Here is a 17,703-nt window from a genome sequence, read left to right as displayed (position 1 = left end):
CTAGGTATAGCGTTTACGAGCAGTGCGGCTGGGAAGCGCGCCTGATGCGGCACTTTTTTGCGACTCTCATGTCGGCGGCCCGCGCGGGGGCCGCGCTCAGGCGCAGGCAGGCGGGTAGAAGGCGCCGAGGCGCGCGCCTTACACGTCGATGTTCGCCGCCCGCAGCGCGTTCTGCTCGATGAACTCCCGCCGCGGCTCGACTTCGTCGCCCATCAGCATGGTGAACACGCGGTCGGCCTCGATCGCGTCGTCGATCTGCACCCTGAGCAGGCGCCGCACGTTCGGGTCCATGGTGGTTTCCCACAGCTGCTCGGGGTTCATCTCGCCCAGGCCCTTGTAGCGCTGGCGCGAGGTGGCGTTCTCGGCCTGGCCGATCAGCCAGCGCATGGCCTCGCGGAAATCGCCCACCTTCTCTTCCTTGGCCTTCTCGCCCTCGCCGCGGCGCACCACGGCGCCTTCGCCCAGCAGGCCGCGGAAGGTCTTGGCGGCCTCGGCCAGTGCGGCGTAGTCGGCGCCGTGCACGAAGTCCTGCGTGATCACGCTGCTCTTGATGTTGCCGTGGTGGCGTCGGCTGATGCGCAGCAAGGGCTTGTCGGTGCGCACGTCGAACTCGCTGGCCACCTCGGCCGGCACGCCGGTGGCGCTGAGTTCGCGCAGCTTGGCCTGCAGCGCCACGGCCGAGGCTTCGGCACCGGCGGTGGTGTCCAAGTCCAGCGACACGCCGTCGGCGATGGCGCGCAGCGCCTCCGCGTCGAGGAAGTTGCCCAGGCGCGCGATCACGGCCTCGGCCAGCTGGTGCTTGCGCGCGAGCTCGGCCAGGGTATCGCCGCCGAGCGTCGTCGGCTCGTTGCCGCCGGTCCGGATGCTGGCGTCCTTGAGCGCCACCTTCAGCAGGAAGGCGTCGAGTGCCGGGCCGTCCTTGAGGTATTGCTCCTCCTTGCCGACCTTCACCTTGTAGAGCGGCGGCTGCGCGATGTAGATGTGACCGCGCTCGACCAGCTCCGGCATCTGGCGATAGAAGAAGGTCAGCAGCAGCGTGCGGATGTGGGCGCCGTCGACGTCGGCGTCGGTCATGATGATGATGCGGTGGTAGCGCAGCTTGGCGACGTTGAAGTCGTCGGCGCCGCCGCCCGCCGTGGTCGCGCCGGCGCGGCCGATGCCGGTGCCCAGCGCCGTGATCATGGTCAGGATCTCGTTGCTGGTGAGCAGCTTCTCGTAGCGCGCCTTCTCCACGTTGAGGATCTTGCCGCGCAGCGGCAGGATGGCCTGGAACTTCCGGTCGCGGCCCTGCTTGGCCGAACCGCCGGCGGAATCGCCCTCCACCAGGTAGACCTCGCACAGCGCCGGGTCCTTCTCCTGGCAGTCGGCCAGCTTGCCGGGCAGGCCCATGCCGTCGAGCACACCCTTGCGGCGCGTCATCTCGCGCGCCTTGCGCGCCGCCTCGCGGGCCCGCGCGGCCTCGACGATCTTGCCGCAGATGATCTTGGCGTCGTTCGGGCGCTCCTGCAGGTAGTCGCCGAGCAGGCGCCCGACGATGTCCTCCACCGGCGCGCGCACCTCGCTGGACACCAGCTTGTCCTTGGTCTGGCTGGAGAACTTGGGCTCGGGCACCTTCACGCTCATCACGCAGCACAGGCCTTCGCGCATGTCGTCGCCGGTGACTTCGACCTTGGCCTTCTTGGCCAGCTCGGTCTCTTCGATGTACTTGTTGATCACCCGCGTCATCGCGGCGCGCAGGCCGGTGAGGTGGGTGCCGCCATCACGCTGCGGGATGTTGTTGGTGAAGCACAGCACCTGCTCGTTGTAGCCGCTGTTCCACTGCATCGCGACCTCCACGCCGATATGCGTGCCGGGGATGCCGCCGTAGGTGTCGGCCGGCCGCTCGCCGGCGGCGTAGAACACGTTGGGGTGCAGGACCGTCTTGCCCTTGTTGATGAACTCGACGAAGCCCTTGACGCCGCCGGCACCGGAGAAGTCGTCCTCCTTTCCGGTGCGCTCGTCCAGCAGGCGGATGCGCACGCCGTTGTTGAGGAAGCTCAGTTCGCGCAGCCGCTTGCTGAGGATCTCGTAGTGGAAGTCGGCGTTCTCCTTGAAGATCTCGGTGTCGGGCAGGAAGTGCACCTCGGTGCCGCGCTTCTCGGTGTCGCCCGTGACCTTCATCGGCGACACCTCGACGCCGTTCACCGTCTCGACGATGCGGTTCTGCACGAAGCCCTTGCTGAACTCGAGCACGTGCACCTTGCCCTCGCGCCGCACCGTGAGCCGCAGCATCTTGCTCAGCGCGTTCACGCAGCTCACGCCCACGCCGTGCAGACCGCCCGAGACCTTGTAGCTGTTCTGGTTGAACTTGCCGCCGGCATGCAGCTCGGTCAGCGCGATCTCGGCCGCCGAGCGCTTGGGCTCGTGCTTGTCGTCCATCTTGACGCCCGTCGGGATGCCGCGGCCGTTGTCCACCACCGAGATCGAGTTGTCGGTGTGGATGGTCACGACGATGTCGTCGCAATAGCCCGCCAGCGCCTCGTCGATGGAGTTGTCGACCACCTCGAACACCAGGTGATGCAGGCCGGTGCCGTCGGAGGTGTCGCCGATGTACATGCCGGGACGCTTGCGCACCGCCTCCAGCCCCTCGAGGATCGTGATGGAGCCTTCGCCGTAGGCGTCGGCGGCGGGTGGCGTCACTTCGATCGGGATTGCGCTGTCGATCTCGGGGGTGTAGACCGGCTCGGTGTGCGGCGTTTCCGGCTTGCTGTCTTCGCTCATCAGGATCTTTCTACTCTCTCGGGAACCAGGTTTTATTCGTCTCTTGAAAGACCAAGCCCGCGGAATGCGCGGGCGGGTCTCGTCACTCCCTGTCGAACGCCATCAGATGCGCATCGGCATGACGACGTACTTGAAGGACGCGTTGTCGGGGATCGTCATCAGCACGGAGCTGTTGGAATCCGCGAGGTCCAGCTTCACCATGTCCTGGCCCATATTGGCCAGCGCATCGATCAGGTAGCCCACGTTGAAGCCGATCTCGATAGCGTCGCCGCCGTAGTCGATGTCGAGCTCGTCCTGGGCTTCTTCCTGCTCGGCGTTGTTGGAGGCGATGCGAAGCGTGCCGGGCTCGATGTTGAGGCGCACGCCCTTGAACTTCTCGCTGGTCAGGATGGCAGTGCGCTGCAGGCTGGCCAGCAGTGGCGCGCGGCCGAGCGTCACCGAGTTCTTGTGGGTCTTGGGGATCACGCGGTTGTAGTCGGGGAACTTGCCCTCGACCAGCTTGGTGACGAACTCCATGCCCTCGAAGGCGAACTTGGCCTGGTTGTTGGCGAACTGCATCTCGATCGCGCCCTCGGCGTCGGACAGCAGGCGCTGCATTTCGAGCACCGTCTTGCGCGGCAGGATCACCTCCTGGCGCGGCACCTCGACGTCCAGCATGGCGGAGGCGAAGGCCAGGCGGTGGCCGTCGGTGGCCACCAGGCTGAGCTGCTTGCCCTCGGCCACGAACAGGATGCCGTTCAGGTAGTAGCGGATGTCGTGCACCGCCATCGCGAAGGAGACCTGGCTGAGCAGGTCCTTCAGGGTTTTCTGCGGCACGCTGAACACGGGACCGAAGTTGGCGGATTCCTGCACTAGGGGGAAGTCCTCAGCCGGCAGCGACTGCAGCGTGAAGCGGCTCTTGCCGCCCTTGAGCACCAGCTTGCTGGCGCTCGACTCCAGGCTCACCGTCTGGTCGGCCGGCATGGTGCGCAGGATGTCGATCAGCTTGCGCGCGCCCACGGTGGTGGTGAAGTTGCCGTCGTCGCCACCGAGCTCCGCATGCGTGCGGATCTGGATCTCCAGGTCGCTGGTGGTCAGCTGCAGACGGGGGCCGGTCTTGCGAATCAGCACGTTGGCCAGGATCGGCAGCGTGTGGCGCCGTTCCACGATCCCCGCCACCGACTGCAGGGCGGCGAGGACTTTGTCTTGTGTAGCTTTCAAAACGATCATGACTTACCTCTTCCTTTATTTCTTTAATTCAAATTAGTAGTAGTAGATAAGGGACGGGCCCCGCTGTGGACAGAGCCATTTTCCGCTTTGGCGACAGGCACTTGCCGTTGCCGGCTGGCTGTGTGCAGGCGTGCTTCGGTGCTGTCGCGCCAAGGCGCACAACTTCCGGGAGCGCGACTCGCCTGTGGACAAGCGCCCGTTTGTGCCGGAACTTTCCCCAGAGTTGTCCTTTGACAGGCCTTCGTGAATCTGCGATGACAGGCATGCATCAGCCCTTGAGGGTTTGTTCCAGCACGTGCAGTTGCTGGTTGAGCTCGGTGAGCTGCTGGCGCTCGCCGGAGATCTTGCGCACCGCGTGCAGCACCGTCGTGTGGTCGCGACCGCCGAACAGCTCGCCGATCTCGGGCAGGCTCTTCTGGGTCAGCTCCTTGGCCAGGTACATCGCGATCTGGCGCGGCCGCGCGATCGACGCCGGGCGCTTCTTCGAGTACATGTCGGCGACCTTGATCTTGTAGTAGTCGGCCACCGTCTTCTGGATGTTCTCGACCGAGATCTGCCGGTTCTGGATCGACAGCAGGTCGCGCAGCGCCTCGCGCGCCAAGGCGATCGAGATTTCCTTCTGGTTGAAGCGCGAGTAGGCGAGGATCTTGCGCAGTGCGCCTTCGAGCTCACGCACGTTCGAGCGCACGTTCTTGGCCACGAAGAAGGCCACTTCCTCCGGCATCTCGGCGTTCTCGGCGCGCGCCTTGTTGATCAGGATCGCCACGCGCATCTCGAGCTCGGGCGGCTCGATCGCCACCGTGAGCCCGGAATCGAAGCGCGAGACCAGCCGCTCGTGGATGTCCGCCAGCCCCTTGGGGTAGGTGTCGCTGGTCATGACGATGTGCGACTTCTTGGCCAGCAGGGCCTCGAAGGCATTGAAGAATTCTTCCTGCGTCCGGTCCTTGTTGGCGAAGAACTGGACGTCGTCGATCAGGAGCAGATCGAGCGAGTGGTAGCGCTCCTTGAACTCATCGAAGGTCTTGCGCTGATAGGCCTTGACCACATCCGACACGAACTGCTCCGCGTGGATGTAGAGAACTTTGGCGTCGGGGCGGTCGGACAGCAGCCGGTTGCCCACTGCATGCATCAGATGAGTCTTGCCCAGGCCGACGCCGCCGTAGATGAACAGGGGGTTGTAGAGATGGCCCGGCGTGCCGGCCACGTGCATGGCGGCGGCGCGGGCCATGCGGTTGGCCGTGCCCTCGACCAGGGTCTCGAAGGTCAGGCCGGAGTTGAGTCGGTTCTTGAAGGCGCCGCCGGACGGATCCTCGCCCGGACCGGCCACATCGCGTGGCACATCGGTTTCGACTGCGACGGCCATGGATACAGGCCGGGCAACGATCTCCCGAGGAGCAAGCGCTAACTCGATGATCACCGGCTGGCCATAAAGCTTCTCGGCCATGGCGGCGATCTTGCCCGCGTACTGAGCCCGGATCCAGTCCAGCTTGAAGCGGTTGGCGACGAAGACGGTGACCCGCGAAAGATCGTCCGCGACCCTGGCGGTCAGCGGCTTGATCCAGGTGTTGAATTGCTGTTCCGACAGTTCCTGCGCGAGTTGGTCGACGCAGGCTTGCCAGAGGCTGTCGCCAATGCCTTCACTCGGCATGGGGGGTCTGAAAGGTCAAGTGTCCCTCGATCATTTGTCGTTCTGCTTGTGGATAGTCGCCCCTGGGATGGGCCGGTGATTCTAACTTGTCAAAACCTTATCCACATGGTTTTCCGATGCGCGGAAACCGCTCCCAGGCACGCGTGGATTGTTGCGGCGCAGAATGTTTGCGATAATCGCGGGTTTCCCTGAAAACCTCTTTGTGGGTTTCGGGGTAATCAAACTTGATCTTCGGTCAGCCCGGAGCCGCTTTGGCAACAGGCATGGCAACAGAACCCGACAAGCCCAGCTTGCGGGTCCATCAGGAAAACCATCATGAAACGCACCTACCAAGCATCCAAAGTCCGCCGCGCCCGTACCCACGGCTTCCTGGTCCGCATGAAGACCCGCGGCGGCCGCGCCGTGATCAACGCACGCCGCGCCAAGGGCCGCAAGCGCCTCGCCGTCTAAGGCTCCGTTGCCAGTCGTTCCGCTGCCGCCGTCCTTGTCCGTCGGCGCCCTGCGATTGGCTTCCATGCAGCGGCTCAAGACCCGCGCGCAATTCCAGGCTGTTCTTGCAGGTGCTACCGTGGCGCGCACCACCCATTTCGCCTTGCACCGTTGCGCGCTTGACGCGCAAGCGGGCGCCACGCCGTTGTTCGCCACGCAGGATGTGTGGGTCGGGGCCATGGTGCCCAAGCGCTGGGCGCGCCGGGCCGTCACCCGCAATGCCATCAAGCGCCAGATCTACCGCATGAGTTCGGCCGCCGAAGCTTCGTTGCCGCCTGCTGCGCACGTGGTGCGGCTGCGCGCGGGCTTCGACCGCAAGGAATTCGAAAGTGCGAGTTCCGACAAGCTCAAGGCCGCCGTTCGTGCCGAGCTCCAGCAACTGATGGAGCGGGCCGCCCGAGCTGCTGCTGCGCGCGCCTCATGAAAGCCCTGCTGATCGGCCTGGTGAAGGCCTACCGTCTGCTGCTGAGCCCCTGGCTCGGCCAGGGCTGCCGCTTCGAGCCCACCTGCTCGGTCTACGCCATCGAGGCGCTCGAGCGCCATGGCGCGGCGGCCGGCAGCTATCTGACTCTGCGCCGTCTCGTCCGCTGCCAGCCGTGGTGCCAGGGCGGCCATGATCCCGTTCCCCCGAGGAAGGAGCGCGGTGCCCGCGATGCGCGTGCGCTGTTCTCCTCCCTTTTCTCCGACGACAAGAAGTCTTCTTCATGAACGATATTCGCCGCACCATCCTGTGGGTGATTTTTGGTTTCTCGCTGGTGCTGCTGTGGGACCAGTGGCAGGTCTTCAACGGCCGCAATCCCACCTTCCTGCCGTCGACCAAGCCGCACGCGACAGCGACGGCGCCGGTGGGCGCTCCGGCCGGTGCAGCTTCGGGTGCGGCATCAAGCGCAGTGCCGCAGGCCACCAGCACGACCCCGTCCAGCGCCAGCGGCGCCGGTGCGGTGCCGGATGGCAAGACCGCTGCGCCTGCGGCGAGCGAAAAAGTCGTGGTCACCACCGACGTGCTCAAGCTGACCTTCGACACCGAGGGCGGCTCCCTGGTGCAGAGCGAGTTCATCCAGCATGACGACCTGACGGAGAAGGACAAGCCCTTCGTCCTCCTCGACCAGAGCGCCAACCGCTACTACGTAGCCCAGACCGGCCTGATCGGCGGCACCTTCCCGACGCACAAGACGCCGATGACCTTCACCGGCGAACGTACGCTGAAGGAGGGTGCCAACGAACTGGCGCTGCGCTTCGAATCCGCGGACCTGGGCGGCGTCAAGCTGGTCAAGATCTGGACCCTCAAGCGCGGCTCCTACGACATGCAGGTGCGCCACGAGATCGTCAACACCGGCACGGCGCCGGTCTCGCCGCAGCTCTATCTGCAGATCGTGCGCGACGGCAACAAGCCGCCGGGCGAGTCCTCCTTCTACTCGACCTTCACCGGACCGGCGGTCTACACCGACGCGAAGAAGTACCAGAAGATCGAGTTCAAGGACATCGAGAGCAACAAGGCCGACTTCGTCAAGGAAGCGACCAACGGCTACGTTGCGATGGTGCAGCACTATTTCGCGAGCGCCTGGTTGCTGAAGGACGGCGTTCCGCGCGACCTGTTCGCGCGCAAGGTCGACAACAACCTCTACGCAGTCGGCATGATCACGCCGGCCGGCGCGGTGGAGCCCGGCGCCTCCAAGGCCATCGACGCCGAGTTCTTCGTCGGCCCGCAGGCCGAGAAGACGCTCGAAGCCGTGGCGCCCGGCCTCGAACTGGTCAAGGACTACGGCATCTTCACCATCATCTCCAAGCCCCTCTACTGGCTGCTCGACAAGCTGCACACGATGCTGGGCAATTGGGGCTGGGCCATCGTCGCGCTGGTGGTGCTGCTGAAGGCCGCCTTCTATTGGCTCAACGCCAAGGCCTACGCCAGCATGGCGAAGATGAAGGCCATCAACCCGAAGGTGATGGAAATGCGCGAGCGGCTCAAGGAAAAGCCGCAGGAGATGCAGCAGGAGATGATGCGCATCTACCGCGAGGAAAAGGTCAACCCGATGGGCGGCTGCTTCCCGATCGTGGTCCAGATCCCGGTGTTCATCGCGCTCTACTGGGTGCTGCTGTCGTCGGTCGAGATGCGCCACGCGCCCTGGATCGGCTGGATCAAGGACCTGTCGGCGCCGGACCCCTGGTTCATCCTGCCGATCGTGATGACCGCAACCTCGTTGTTCCAGACCTGGCTCAACCCGACGCCGCCGGACCCGATGCAGGCCAAGCTGATGTGGATCATGCCGCTGGCTTTCAGCGTGATGTTCATCTTCTTCCCGGCCGGTCTGGTGCTCTACTGGATCACGAACAACGTGCTGTCGATCGCGCAGCAGTGGTTCATCAACAAGCGCCTGGGCGTGCTCGGCAAGTAGCTGCACGATCGGAACGATCTCGAGCAAGGGCCGCAGAATGCGGCCCTTCTTGTTGAAGCATCATCCATCCCATGCTGGCGCGCACCACCGAACCCATCGTCGCCATCGCCACGGCGTCCGGCCGCGGTGCGGTGGGGATCGTGCGCGTGTCCGGCGCGCGCCTGGCACCCTTGATCGCGGCGGTCTGCGGGCGCAGCCTCAAGCCGCGCGAGGCCACGTACCTGCCCTTTCGCGATGCCGGCGGCGGCGCCATCGACCATGGCCTGGCCATCCACTTCCCGGCGCCGCATTCCTATACCGGTGAAGACGTGCTCGAGCTGCAGGCGCACGGCGGGCCGGTGGTGCTCCAGCTGCTGTTGGCACGCTGCCTGGAAGCGGCCGCCGAAGCCGACTCTGCCACCGGCCGGCCTCGGCTGGCCGGCCTGCGCGTGGCCGAGCCGGGGGAATTCAGCCAGCGCGCCTTTCTCAACGGCAAGATCGACCTGGCCCAGGCCGAGGCCATCGCCGACTTGATCGACGCCAGCACGGAGGCGGCGGCACGCAGCGCCGGGCGCTCGCTGTCGGGCGCCTTCTCGCAGGAGATCCACACGCTGCGCGACGCCTTGATCCACCTGCGCATGCTGGTGGAGGCGACGCTGGATTTCCCGGAGGAGGAGATCGATTTCCTGCAGAAGGCCGATGCCGAGGGCCAGCTCGCCGCCCTGCAGGCGCAGCTGGGCGCGGTGCAATTGCGTGCGCGCCAGGGCGCGCTGCTGCGCGAAGGCATCAAGGTGGTCATCGCCGGGCAGCCCAACGCAGGCAAGAGCTCGTTGCTCAACGCTCTGGCCGGCGCCGAGCTCGCCATCGTGAGCCCGATCCCGGGCACCACGCGCGACGTGGTGTCGCAGACCATCCAGATCCACGGTGTGCCCCTGCATGTGGTCGACACCGCCGGCTTGCGCGACAGCACGGATCTGGTGGAGCAGATCGGGGTCGCGCGCGCCTGGGGCCAGATCGAAGGCGCCGACGCCGTGCTGTTCCTGCACGACCTGACGCGCGTGGCCGGCGCCGACTACGCGCAGGCCGATGCGGAGATCCTGCGGCTGCTGAGCGAGAAACTGCCCGCCGGCGTGCCGGTGCTCGACGTCTGGAGCAAGCAGGACGCAGCCCCTTCCGCGGCGCCGGCCGCGGGCATCAGCCTGTCCGCCAGGACCGGCTTCGGGATCGAAGCGCTGCGCCAGCGCCTGCTCGAGGTGGCTGGCTGGCAGGCGGTGCCGGAAGGCGTCTACCTGGCGCGGGCGCGCCATGTGCAGGCGCTGTCGCGCGTCGAGGAGCATCTCGCGATGGCCGCCGAGCACCTGGCGGCCCGCGCGCAATCCCTCGATCTGCTGGCGGAGGAACTGCGCCTGGCTCAGAACGCGCTCAACGAAATCACGGGCGAGTTCGGCGCCGACGACCTGCTGGGTGTGATTTTTTCCCGGTTTTGTATCGGAAAGTAGACAGAAAGCGTTAGTAGATGTGACTTCTGTCACTGCAATCTCACGCAATCGTCGATACTGCGTTCCGGCACGCACGCACAGCAGGGTGAATCAACATGTCTTCGAGCATCCAGGATCTTTGCCGCGCCGTCGCACAGAACACCAGCTACGACGCGTTCGCTCCGGCCTTCAATGCCCAGCAGTGGGAGACGTTCGCCGGTTATCTGCAGCCCTACGACCTCAATGCAGGCCAGGTGCTGATCGACCAGGGCGCTCACGACCGCACGCTCTTCTTCATCGAGCGCGGCGCACTCAGCGTGCATCTGATCGGTAGCCAGGGGCAAATGCGGCTCGCCATCCTCAATCCCGGTTCGGTGGTGGGCGAAGGCGCCTTCTTCTCCAGGCTCCCGCGCTCGGCGAACGTGGTGGCCACGGGCGCGGCGCGCGTCTGGCGGCTTACGGCCATCCGCTTTGCCGAGATGTCGAACCGCCAGCCTGCCCTGACCCTTGAGCTCTCGATGGCCTTGGGCGCGGTGATTGCGAAGAGAATGGTCAACAAGCCCAAGCGCGTGGCGGTGACCTGAAGCTCTCGGCCTGACGAGTGCCTCGACCAACATCCTCCGCCGCTTGGAGGGTGTTGCGTACAGATTGAGGGGCTTCCAAGATGGCTGTGGAGTGCGCGTCCTGCGGGACGCAGAATCGCGACGGCGCCAAGTTCTGCAAGGGCTGCGGCCATCGACTGGTGGCTGTGGCCGTCGCCGCGAACGACAGGGGGGCGCCTGCCGGCTGGCCGATCACGCAGCCGATGCCGCTGCCCGAGGCCCTGGCGAAGAGGTCTTCATCCGCCGCCGATGAAACAACCGAGGCGATCGGTCGTTCACCGGCCCCGCCACCGCGGGTGCCAACCCGCCCCGCCCCATTGCCACCGTCTCCGCCCGCGGTTCGAGCGCCCAAGGCGGCATCGCGTCCCGCCGCGCTCTCCACGCCGCCGGCACCGCGCCGATCTCGGGCGCGGTGGGGCGGCTTGGCCCTGTTGCTCGTCCTACTCGCTGCGGGTGCTTGGTACATGCAGAGCCCGCGCGACGCCATGACACCGGCCGTGAGCCAAACGCCAGCGGCGGCGGGACCCGTCGCCATGGCGCCGTCTGCTCCCGTGCATGAGGCGGCGGCGCCCGCTCCGGCCCCCGAGCCGGCGCCGCCTGCCCAGAGCGCGCCGGCCGCGGCTGAAGAGCCCGCACCGGCGCCCCAGGCGACGGCCATCGCCGAGCCGCCCGCAGCCGCCCCGCCGCCCGCCAAGGCCGAAGCTCCGGCCAAGCCCGCAGCCGCTGCCGCTGCCGCGCCCAAGGCTACGGCCGCTGCGCCCAAGGCTACGGCCGCTGCGCCCAAGGCTGTGGTCGCCGCCGCGCCCAAGCCGCGCAAGGCCCCGCCGCCCGCGCCGACGCCCATACCTCAGTCAGCGCCGACGCCTGTAGCGATCGCCGCCGCGGCGCCGGCCGAACCGGTCGCGCCGCCCAGCCCGGAGGCGGCATGTTCGAGTCAAGGCTTCTTCGGCCGCTCGCGCTGCATGGTCGCCCAATGCGCCAGGCCCGAGAACAGGGCCCACGCCCAGTGCGACGCGGTGCGGCGCCAGCAGCAGATCGACGAGGAGAAGCGCAACCCGAACCTCGCCAACTGAGCCCCGTTGCGCGGGGGCTCAGCCCTTGTGCAGCAGCTCGATGGCGATGGCGAGCGCGCCGGGCTTGCCCGACAGGACCAGCGTGTCCCCGTCCGCCAGCACCACGTCGTCGCTCACCGCCTCGGCCTTGCCGTTATGCCGGCGCAGGCCGGCCACCCGCACGCCCACCGCCTCCAGCGCTCCCTGGTCCAGCGGCCGGCCCACCGCCTGCGCTTCGGCCGTGAGCGTGTAGCTGTTGAGCCGCTCGTGGTCGAGCTCGTCGGCGTTGTCGTCGTCGGCGCCGTGGAAGTAGCCGCGCAGCAGGTTGTAGCGGGCATCCCGCTGGTCCTGCACCACGCGGATCACGCGCCGCATCGGCACGCCGACCAGTGCCAGTGCGTGGCTGGCGAGCATCAGAGAGCCCTCGATCGCCTCCGGCACCACCTCGGTCGCACCGGCGGTCTGCAGCTTTTCCAGCTCGCGGTCGTCCTTGGTGCGCACGATCACCGGCACCTGCGGCGCATGCGCCCGCGTGTTGGCCAGCACCTTGAGTGCGCCGGGAGTGTCGAGGTAGGTCACGACCACCGCGCTGGCGCGTGCCAGGCCGGCCGCCATCAGCGCCTGCAGCCGCGCCGCGTCGCCGAACACCACCGAGTCGCCGGCCGCGGCCGCCTGGTGCACGCGGTCGGGGTCCAGGTCCAGCGCCAGGTAGGGGATGCCCTCGCGCTCGAGCATGCGCGCCAGGTTCTGCCCGCAACGCCCGTAACCGCAGATGATCACGTGCTGGGCCGTGTTGATGGTCTTGCGCGCGATCGAGGTCATCTGCAGCGACTGCTGCAGCCAGTCGCTGGCCACCAGCTTGCGCACGATGCGGTTGCTGTACAGGACGATGAAGGGCGTCGCCAGCATCGACAGCACCATCGAGGCCAGCACCGGGTTCGCGAGCCACGCCGGCAGCAGTTCCTCGCCCTGCGCGAGGCTCAGCAGCACGAAGCCGAATTCCCCCGCTTGCGCCAGGTACAGCCCGGTGCGCAGCGACACACCGGCCGTCGCCCCCAGCAAACGCGCCAGCAGCGTGACCAGCACCAGCTTGAAGGCCAGCGGCAGCAGCAGCAGGATGCCGACCAGCGCCCAGCGCTCGACCACGATGTGCCAGTCGAGCGACATCCCGATGGAGATGAAGAACAACCCCAGCAGCAGGTCGTGGAAGGGCCGGATGTCGGTCTCCACCTGATGCTTGAACTCGGTCTCCGAGACCAGCATGCCGGCCACGAAGGCCCCGAGCGCCAGGCTCAGCCCCGCGAGCTCCGTCAGCCAGGCCAGACCCAGCGTGACCAGCAGCAGGTTGAGCATGAAGAGCTCCTCGCTGCGCCGTCGCGCTACCAGCGTCAGCCACCAGCGCATCACCCGCGGCCCGCCGTAGAGCAACACCCCCACCAGGAAGCTGGCCTTCAACCACGCGATGGCCAGCGCCTTCAGCATGGCCTCCGGGGGTGCGCCCAGCGCCGGGATCAGCACCAGCAAGGGCACCACGGCCAAGTCCTGGAACAGCAGCACGCCCATCACGCGCTTGCCGTGCTCGCTCTCGAGCTCCAGCCGTTCGGCCATCAGCTTCACCACGATCGCGGTGCTGCTCATGGTGAGCGCGCCCGAGAGCGCCAGCGCCGTCTGCCACCCCAGCTGCCAGTCGGGCGGCAGCCACGAGGCCAGCAGCAGCCCGCCCAGGGTCGCAATCGCCATGGTGAGCATGACCTGCAGCAGCCCCAGGCCGAACACATGCTTGCGCATTGCGCGCAGTTTGGGCAGGCTGAACTCCAGCCCGATCACGAACATGAGGAAGACGACGCCGAACTCGCCCAGGTGCCGGATGCCCTCCGCGTCCTGGGCCAGAGCCAGCGCATGGGGCCCGATGAGCACGCCCGCCCCCAGGTAGCCCAGCATCGGCGGCAGGCGCAGGAAGCGGCAGGCGACCACGCCGACCACTGCCGCGAGCAGGTACATCAGCGTGAGATCGAAGGAGGACATGGGTCGATGCTACTGAATGGAACCCCCATTCGCGGGCGAGATCATGCCCGGCCGATAAAATCCCGCGATGCGCTCCAGCCCCGACCCGGCCCTTCCGGCCTCCTCCGACGCGATGCTCGCGCGGGCCCGCACCACGTTCGACATCGAGGCCGAGGCCGTGCTCGGCCTCAAGCAGCGCATCGGCGCGAGCTTCGTGGAGGCGGTGCAGAAGATCCTGCAGGTGCGCGGCCGCGTCGTCGTCATGGGCATGGGCAAGAGCGGCCATGTGGGCCGCAAGATCGCGGCCACGCTGGCCTCCACCGGCACGCCCGCGATGTTCGTACACCCGGCCGAGGCCAGCCATGGCGACCTCGGCATGATCAAGCCGGTCGACCTGGTGCTCGCCATCTCCAACAGCGGCGAGGTCGACGAGCTCACGGTAATCTTGCCGGTCGTCAAGCGGCAGGGCGTGCCGCTGATCGCGATCACCGGCCGCACAGACTCCACGCTCGCCCGCCATGCCGACATCGTGCTCGACGGCGGCGTCGAGAAAGAGGCCTGCCCGCTCAACCTCGCGCCCACCGCCAGCACCACCGCGCAGATGGCCATGGGGGACGCTTTGGCGGTCGCGCTGCTCGATGCGCGCGGCTTCGGCACCGAGGATTTCGCGCGCTCGCATCCCGGCGGCGCCCTGGGCCGCAAGCTGCTCACCCATGTCAGCGACGTCATGCGTTCCGGCGACGCCGTGCCGCGGGTGGGACCCGACGCCAGCTTCAGCGAGCTGATGCGCGAGATGAGCTCCAAGGGCCTGGGTGCCACCGCGATCGTCGATCGCGAGGGCCGCGCGATCGGCATCTTCACCGACGGCGACCTGCGCCGCCAGATCGAGACCGGTGCGGACCTGCGCGCCCTGACCGCGGCCGACGTGATGCACCCCGGCCCGCGCACGCTGCGCGCCGATGCGCTGGCGGCGGAGGCGGCCGAGCTGATGGAGCAGCACAGGATCACCAGCGTGCTGGTGATCGATGCGGCGGGCGTGCTGATCGGCGCGCTCAGCATCAACGACCTGATGCGCGCGAAAGTCATCTGATGGCACTCCCATTCACGGCGGAGACCTTGCTCGCCGCCCAGGACATTCGTGTCGCCTTCTTCGACGTCGACGGCGTGCTGACGGATGGCGGCGTCTATTTCAGCGAGCACGGCGAAACGCTCAAGCGTTTCAGCATCCTCGACGGCTACGGCCTCAAGCTGCTGCGCTTGGCCGGAATCACGCCGGCGGTGATCACGGGGCGCGACTCCAAGCCGCTGCGCCTGCGATTGCAGGCCCTGGGCATCGAGCATGTGCGCTACGGCACCGAGGACAAGCTGCCGGCCGCGCAGGCCATGCTCGCGCTGCTCGGCTTCGAATGGACACAAGCCGCCGCCATCGGTGACGACTGGCCGGACCTGCCGGTGCTCGCGCGCGTCGCCTTCGCCGCCGCGCCCGCAAATGCGCATGCCGAGGTGCGCGCGGTCGCGCACCATGTGACCTCCGCGCGCGGCGGAGAGGGCGCGGCGCGCGAATTCTGCGATCTCCTGCTCACGGCCGGCGGCCACTACCGCCGCCTGCTGGACATTGCGCGAGGCCCCGCCGCATGAAGGCGAAGGCGGCCTGGAACGTGCTGCGCGACGCCTTCGACCGGGTCACGATCTACCTGCCGATCATTCTGACGGCGGTGCTCGCGCTGGGCACCTACTGGCTGGTGCGCAATGCGCCGAAGCTGCTCGAACCCGTGCCCAAGGAAGCACCCAAGCACGAGCCCGACTACTTCATGCGCGACTTCGTGATCAAGAACTTCCTGCCCAGCGGCGAGCTGCGCAGCGAGCTGTTCGGCACCGAGGGCCGGCACTATCCGGACACCGACACGATGGAGGTGGACCAGGTGCGCTTGCGCTCCGTGTCACCGGAAGGCCTGACCACGCGCGCCACCGCCAAGCGCGGCTTGTCGAATGCCGACGGCAGCGAGATCCAGCTCTTCGGCAACGCGATCGTGGTGCGCGAAGCGGCCACCACGGCGGACGGCAAGTTGATGCCGCGGCTGGAGTTCCGCGGCGAGTTCCTGCATGCCTTCCTCGACACCGAGCGGGTCAAGTCGCACAAGCCCGTCACCCTGATTCGCGGCTCGGACCAGTTCACCGCCGATTCGATGGACTACGACAACCTCTCGGGCGTGGCCAATCTGCACGGCCGGGTGCGGGGGATGCTGATGCCGTCCACGCCCGGAACCAAGCGTTGAAGCCGCTGGCCTTCGTCACCGGCGCGTCGAGCGGCATCGGCCAGGCGCTGGCGGCGCGCTTCCACGAGGCAGGCTACCAGCTCGCGCTGGCGGCGCGGCGGACCGCCGAGATCGAGGCCTGGGCCGCCTCGCGCGGCATCGGCGCCGGCGATGTCCAGGTCTATGGCGCCGACGTGGCGCAGATCGACAGCATCGTGGGGGCGGGCGCCGCCTGCATCGCGCGCCAGGGAATTCCGGATGTGGTCATCGCGAACGCCGGCATCAGCGTGGGCATCGATACCGAAGACCGCGGCGATCTCGACGTGCTGGCCGAGACGCTGGCCATCAACAACGTCGGCCTGGCCGCCACCTTCCATCCTTTTGTCGCCGCGATGCGCGCGCGGGGCAGCGGGCGCCTGGTGGGCATCGCCAGCGTCGCAGCCATCCGGGGCCTGCCCGGCCATGGCGCCTACTGCGCCAGCAAGGCCGGCGTGGTGGCTTATTGCGAGAGCCTGCGCGGCGAGCTGCGCGCCAGCGGCGTCAAAGTGGTCACGCTGTTGCCCGGCTATGTCGATACGCCGCTCACGCGGGGCAACCGCTACGGTATGCCCTTCCTGCTGCAGCCCGAGGCGTTTGCCGATCGCGCCTTTCGCGCGATCGAGGCCGGCGCCAGCTACCGCGTGATTCCGTGGCAGATGGGCGTGGTGGCCAAGCTCATGCGGGCCTTGCCCAATGGCTTGTTCGATATCGCGGTCCAGGGCCGCGGGCGAAAGCAACGACGCAAGGGATAAGTCCTGGCGCCGATGACGAGTGGGCTGCGCCCCACAACGAAAAAGGCTCCCGAGGGAGCCTTTCTAGTCTGTGCGAGGTGCGAATCAGTAGCCGCTGTTGCCGCCGCCACCGCCATAACCGCCGCCACCACCACCACTGCGGCCGCCGCCACGCGGACCGGCGCCGTAGGGGCTGCGGAAACCGCCGTCGCCACCACCACCGCCGCCGTAGCCGCCGCCACCACTGCGGCCACCGCCGCCGTAGCCGCCACCGCCGCTGCGACCGCCGCCGCCACCACCACCATAGCCGCCACCACCACCGCCGCCGTAGCCACCGCCGCCACCACCGTAACCGCCGCTACGCGGTGGGCGCGCTTCCATGGGGCGCGCTTCGTTCACGACGACGCTGCGACCACCCATGTCCTGGCCGTTCATGCCCTTGATGGCCGCTTGCGCTTCCGCATCGCTGCCCATTTCAACGAAGCCGAAACCCTTGGAACGTGGCGGGCTGGAGTCGCGCTCCATCATGACCTTGGCGCTCGTCACCGTGCCGAACTGGCTGAATGCGTGCTCAAGATCACCGTCGCGTGCCGAATAAGGCAAGTTGCCGACGTACAGTTTGTTGCCCATGAAGGGACTCCTATAAACACAAAGAAAAAGCGATGGAGTCCCGGGAGCACCACCCACGAAAATGCCGCTGGGCCGCGCGAAACTGACCGATCACCGAATCGCCCCTCGCCCGAAAACTCAAGTGAGAGGCTCGTGCATTATGGGTGAAACGATTCGCCCGCAAGTAGGAATTTGCCCGCAATGGCGCCCTCGCGAAAAATAAATGGGAAGTTTGCGCCTGCTCACAAAGCGGAGCTTGCGCATGGCTAGAATCGCCCGGTCATTGGGGAGTAGCCGCCTTCCATGCGAGAAGGGTGTGCGTCAACAGACTTGTCCGGCCGCGGCCGGACATGGCGCAGACAGTGTTCCACCTGGCGAGACCTTTGACCGTGCAGCTTCGGATGTGGCCGAAGGTGTTGCACGGTCAATTGCGTCCTTCGGCCCAGGAATCCCGT

16 protein-coding genes, 1 pseudogene and 1 riboswitch are annotated in these 17,703 nt (G+C 67.2%); of the genes and pseudogenes, 12 read left to right on the top strand and 5 right to left on the bottom strand.

Features of this window, described 5'->3' with window-relative positions; translation table 11 throughout:
* Positions 1-138 precede the first annotated feature (138 nt).
* From gyrB to dnaA, 3 genes are all read right to left on the bottom strand, one after another.
* A complete protein-coding gene (gene gyrB / locus AC3A6X_RS17300) occupies positions 139-2,760 on the bottom strand; it encodes a DNA topoisomerase (ATP-hydrolyzing) subunit B (RefSeq protein WP_409050574.1) in 2,622 nt (873 codons plus the stop codon).
* A 102-nt stretch (positions 2,761-2,862) separates the two neighbouring features.
* On the bottom strand, positions 2,863-3,969 hold the full coding sequence (gene dnaN / locus AC3A6X_RS17295; RefSeq protein ID WP_487843341.1) for a DNA polymerase III subunit beta: 1,107 nt from the start codon (positions 3,967-3,969) through the stop codon (positions 2,863-2,865).
* A 268-nt stretch (positions 3,970-4,237) separates the two neighbouring features.
* Positions 4,238-5,617, bottom strand: a complete 1,380-nt coding sequence (dnaA, locus tag AC3A6X_RS17290) for a chromosomal replication initiator protein DnaA (protein ID WP_106559578.1) — start codon at positions 5,615-5,617, stop codon at positions 4,238-4,240.
* Between the two features lie 315 nt (positions 5,618-5,932).
* Between dnaA and rpmH the strand changes: the two genes are divergently transcribed.
* From rpmH to AC3A6X_RS17250, 8 genes and pseudogenes are all read left to right on the top strand, one after another.
* Positions 5,933-6,067 carry a 50S ribosomal protein L34 gene (gene rpmH / locus AC3A6X_RS17285; RefSeq protein ID WP_007834827.1) on the top strand — a complete coding sequence of 45 codons (135 nt, stop codon included), beginning with the start codon at positions 5,933-5,935 and terminating at the stop codon, positions 6,065-6,067.
* Positions 6,068-6,131: 64 nt separating this feature from the next.
* The gene (locus AC3A6X_RS17280) at positions 6,132-6,530 is read left to right on the top strand and encodes a ribonuclease P protein component (RefSeq protein ID WP_487843340.1); all 399 of its coding nucleotides are present in this window, start codon (positions 6,132-6,134) and stop codon (positions 6,528-6,530) included.
* Entirely contained in the window at positions 6,527-6,814 is a 288-nt protein-coding gene (gene yidD / locus AC3A6X_RS17275; RefSeq protein WP_487843339.1) for a membrane protein insertion efficiency factor YidD, read from the top strand. The genes AC3A6X_RS17280 and yidD overlap by 4 nt, the downstream gene beginning before the upstream one ends.
* Positions 6,811-8,499 carry a membrane protein insertase YidC gene (gene yidC / locus AC3A6X_RS17270; protein WP_487843338.1) on the top strand — a complete coding sequence of 563 codons (1,689 nt, stop codon included), beginning with the start codon at positions 6,811-6,813 and terminating at the stop codon, positions 8,497-8,499. Before yidD ends, yidC begins: the two co-directional genes overlap by 4 nt.
* A gap of 71 nt (positions 8,500-8,570) precedes the next feature.
* Positions 8,571-9,977 (top strand): tRNA uridine-5-carboxymethylaminomethyl(34) synthesis GTPase MnmE, encoded by a 1,407-nt coding sequence (gene mnmE, locus AC3A6X_RS17265; protein WP_487843337.1) that lies wholly within the window; start codon positions 8,571-8,573, stop codon positions 9,975-9,977.
* Between the two features lie 95 nt (positions 9,978-10,072).
* Entirely contained in the window at positions 10,073-10,540 is a 468-nt protein-coding gene (locus tag AC3A6X_RS17260; protein ID WP_487843336.1) for a Crp/Fnr family transcriptional regulator, read from the top strand.
* Positions 10,541-10,620: 80 nt separating this feature from the next.
* Positions 10,621-10,692: pseudogene (locus tag AC3A6X_RS17255) on the top strand (zinc-ribbon domain-containing protein); the annotation flags it as partial.
* 363 nt (positions 10,693-11,055) lie between these two features.
* Positions 11,056-11,631, top strand: coding sequence for a hypothetical protein (locus tag AC3A6X_RS17250; protein WP_487843708.1), 576 nt, complete (start codon positions 11,056-11,058; stop codon positions 11,629-11,631).
* A gap of 18 nt (positions 11,632-11,649) precedes the next feature.
* Here the strand turns inward: AC3A6X_RS17250 and AC3A6X_RS17245 are convergent, their stop codons facing one another.
* Positions 11,650-13,635 (bottom strand): cation:proton antiporter domain-containing protein, encoded by a 1,986-nt coding sequence (locus AC3A6X_RS17245; protein ID WP_487843335.1) that lies wholly within the window; start codon positions 13,633-13,635, stop codon positions 11,650-11,652.
* Between the two features lie 67 nt (positions 13,636-13,702).
* Between AC3A6X_RS17245 and AC3A6X_RS17240 the strand changes: the two genes are divergently transcribed.
* The 4 genes from AC3A6X_RS17240 to AC3A6X_RS17225 are packed head-to-tail and all read left to right on the top strand — an operon-like array spanning position 13,703 to position 16,660.
* On the top strand, positions 13,703-14,704 hold the full coding sequence (locus AC3A6X_RS17240) for a KpsF/GutQ family sugar-phosphate isomerase (RefSeq protein ID WP_309960040.1): 1,002 nt from the start codon (positions 13,703-13,705) through the stop codon (positions 14,702-14,704).
* Positions 14,704-15,252 (top strand): KdsC family phosphatase, encoded by a 549-nt coding sequence (locus tag AC3A6X_RS17235; RefSeq protein WP_309960038.1) that lies wholly within the window; start codon positions 14,704-14,706, stop codon positions 15,250-15,252. The genes AC3A6X_RS17240 and AC3A6X_RS17235 overlap by 1 nt, the downstream gene beginning before the upstream one ends.
* Positions 15,249-15,890 (top strand): LPS export ABC transporter periplasmic protein LptC, encoded by a 642-nt coding sequence (gene lptC, locus AC3A6X_RS17230; protein WP_487843334.1) that lies wholly within the window; start codon positions 15,249-15,251, stop codon positions 15,888-15,890. The genes AC3A6X_RS17235 and lptC overlap by 4 nt, the downstream gene beginning before the upstream one ends.
* Positions 15,887-16,660, top strand: coding sequence for an SDR family oxidoreductase (locus tag AC3A6X_RS17225; RefSeq protein ID WP_487843333.1), 774 nt, complete (start codon positions 15,887-15,889; stop codon positions 16,658-16,660). The genes lptC and AC3A6X_RS17225 overlap by 4 nt, the downstream gene beginning before the upstream one ends.
* Before the next feature lie 84 nt (positions 16,661-16,744).
* Here the strand turns inward: AC3A6X_RS17225 and AC3A6X_RS17220 are convergent, their stop codons facing one another.
* Complete coding sequence (locus AC3A6X_RS17220; protein WP_487843332.1) at positions 16,745-17,269, bottom strand: RNA recognition motif domain-containing protein; 525 nt, start codon at positions 17,267-17,269, stop codon at positions 16,745-16,747.
* A gap of 252 nt (positions 17,270-17,521) precedes the next feature.
* Positions 17,522-17,701, top strand: a riboswitch (yybP-ykoY riboswitch).
* The last annotated feature ends 2 nt before the right edge of the window (positions 17,702-17,703 follow it).

The sequence above is a fragment of the Variovorax sp. Soil_C_12 genome, assembly GCF_057657375.1.
Note: the sequence above shows the minus strand (reverse complement) of the source record. Positions and strands in the feature narration are given on the sequence as shown.

Excerpts from the sequence above, each read along its gene's own strand:
- gyrB (WP_409050574.1), bottom strand. The coding sequence starts at position 2,760 with ATGAGCGAAGACAGCAAGCCGGAAACGCCGCACACCGAGCCGGTCTAC.
- dnaN (WP_487843341.1), bottom strand. The coding sequence starts at position 3,969 with ATGATCGTTTTGAAAGCTACACAAGACAAAGTCCTCGCCGCCCTGCAG.
- AC3A6X_RS17220 (WP_487843332.1), bottom strand. The coding sequence starts at position 17,269 with ATGGGCAACAAACTGTACGTCGGCAACTTGCCTTATTCGGCACGCGAC.
- lptC (WP_487843334.1), top strand. The coding sequence starts at position 15,249 with ATGAAGGCGAAGGCGGCCTGGAACGTGCTGCGCGACGCCTTCGACCGG.
- dnaA (WP_106559578.1), bottom strand. The coding sequence starts at position 5,617 with ATGCCGAGTGAAGGCATTGGCGACAGCCTCTGGCAAGCCTGCGTCGAC.
- yidC (WP_487843338.1), top strand. The coding sequence starts at position 6,811 with ATGAACGATATTCGCCGCACCATCCTGTGGGTGATTTTTGGTTTCTCG.
- yidD (WP_487843339.1), top strand. The coding sequence starts at position 6,527 with ATGAAAGCCCTGCTGATCGGCCTGGTGAAGGCCTACCGTCTGCTGCTG.
- mnmE (WP_487843337.1), top strand. The coding sequence starts at position 8,571 with ATGCTGGCGCGCACCACCGAACCCATCGTCGCCATCGCCACGGCGTCC.
- AC3A6X_RS17240 (WP_309960040.1), top strand. The coding sequence starts at position 13,703 with ATGCGCTCCAGCCCCGACCCGGCCCTTCCGGCCTCCTCCGACGCGATG.
- AC3A6X_RS17235 (WP_309960038.1), top strand. The coding sequence starts at position 14,704 with ATGGCACTCCCATTCACGGCGGAGACCTTGCTCGCCGCCCAGGACATT.
- rpmH (WP_007834827.1), top strand. The coding sequence starts at position 5,933 with ATGAAACGCACCTACCAAGCATCCAAAGTCCGCCGCGCCCGTACCCAC.
- AC3A6X_RS17245 (WP_487843335.1), bottom strand. The coding sequence starts at position 13,635 with ATGTCCTCCTTCGATCTCACGCTGATGTACCTGCTCGCGGCAGTGGTC.
- AC3A6X_RS17260 (WP_487843336.1), top strand. The coding sequence starts at position 10,073 with ATGTCTTCGAGCATCCAGGATCTTTGCCGCGCCGTCGCACAGAACACC.
- AC3A6X_RS17280 (WP_487843340.1), top strand. The coding sequence starts at position 6,132 with ATGCAGCGGCTCAAGACCCGCGCGCAATTCCAGGCTGTTCTTGCAGGT.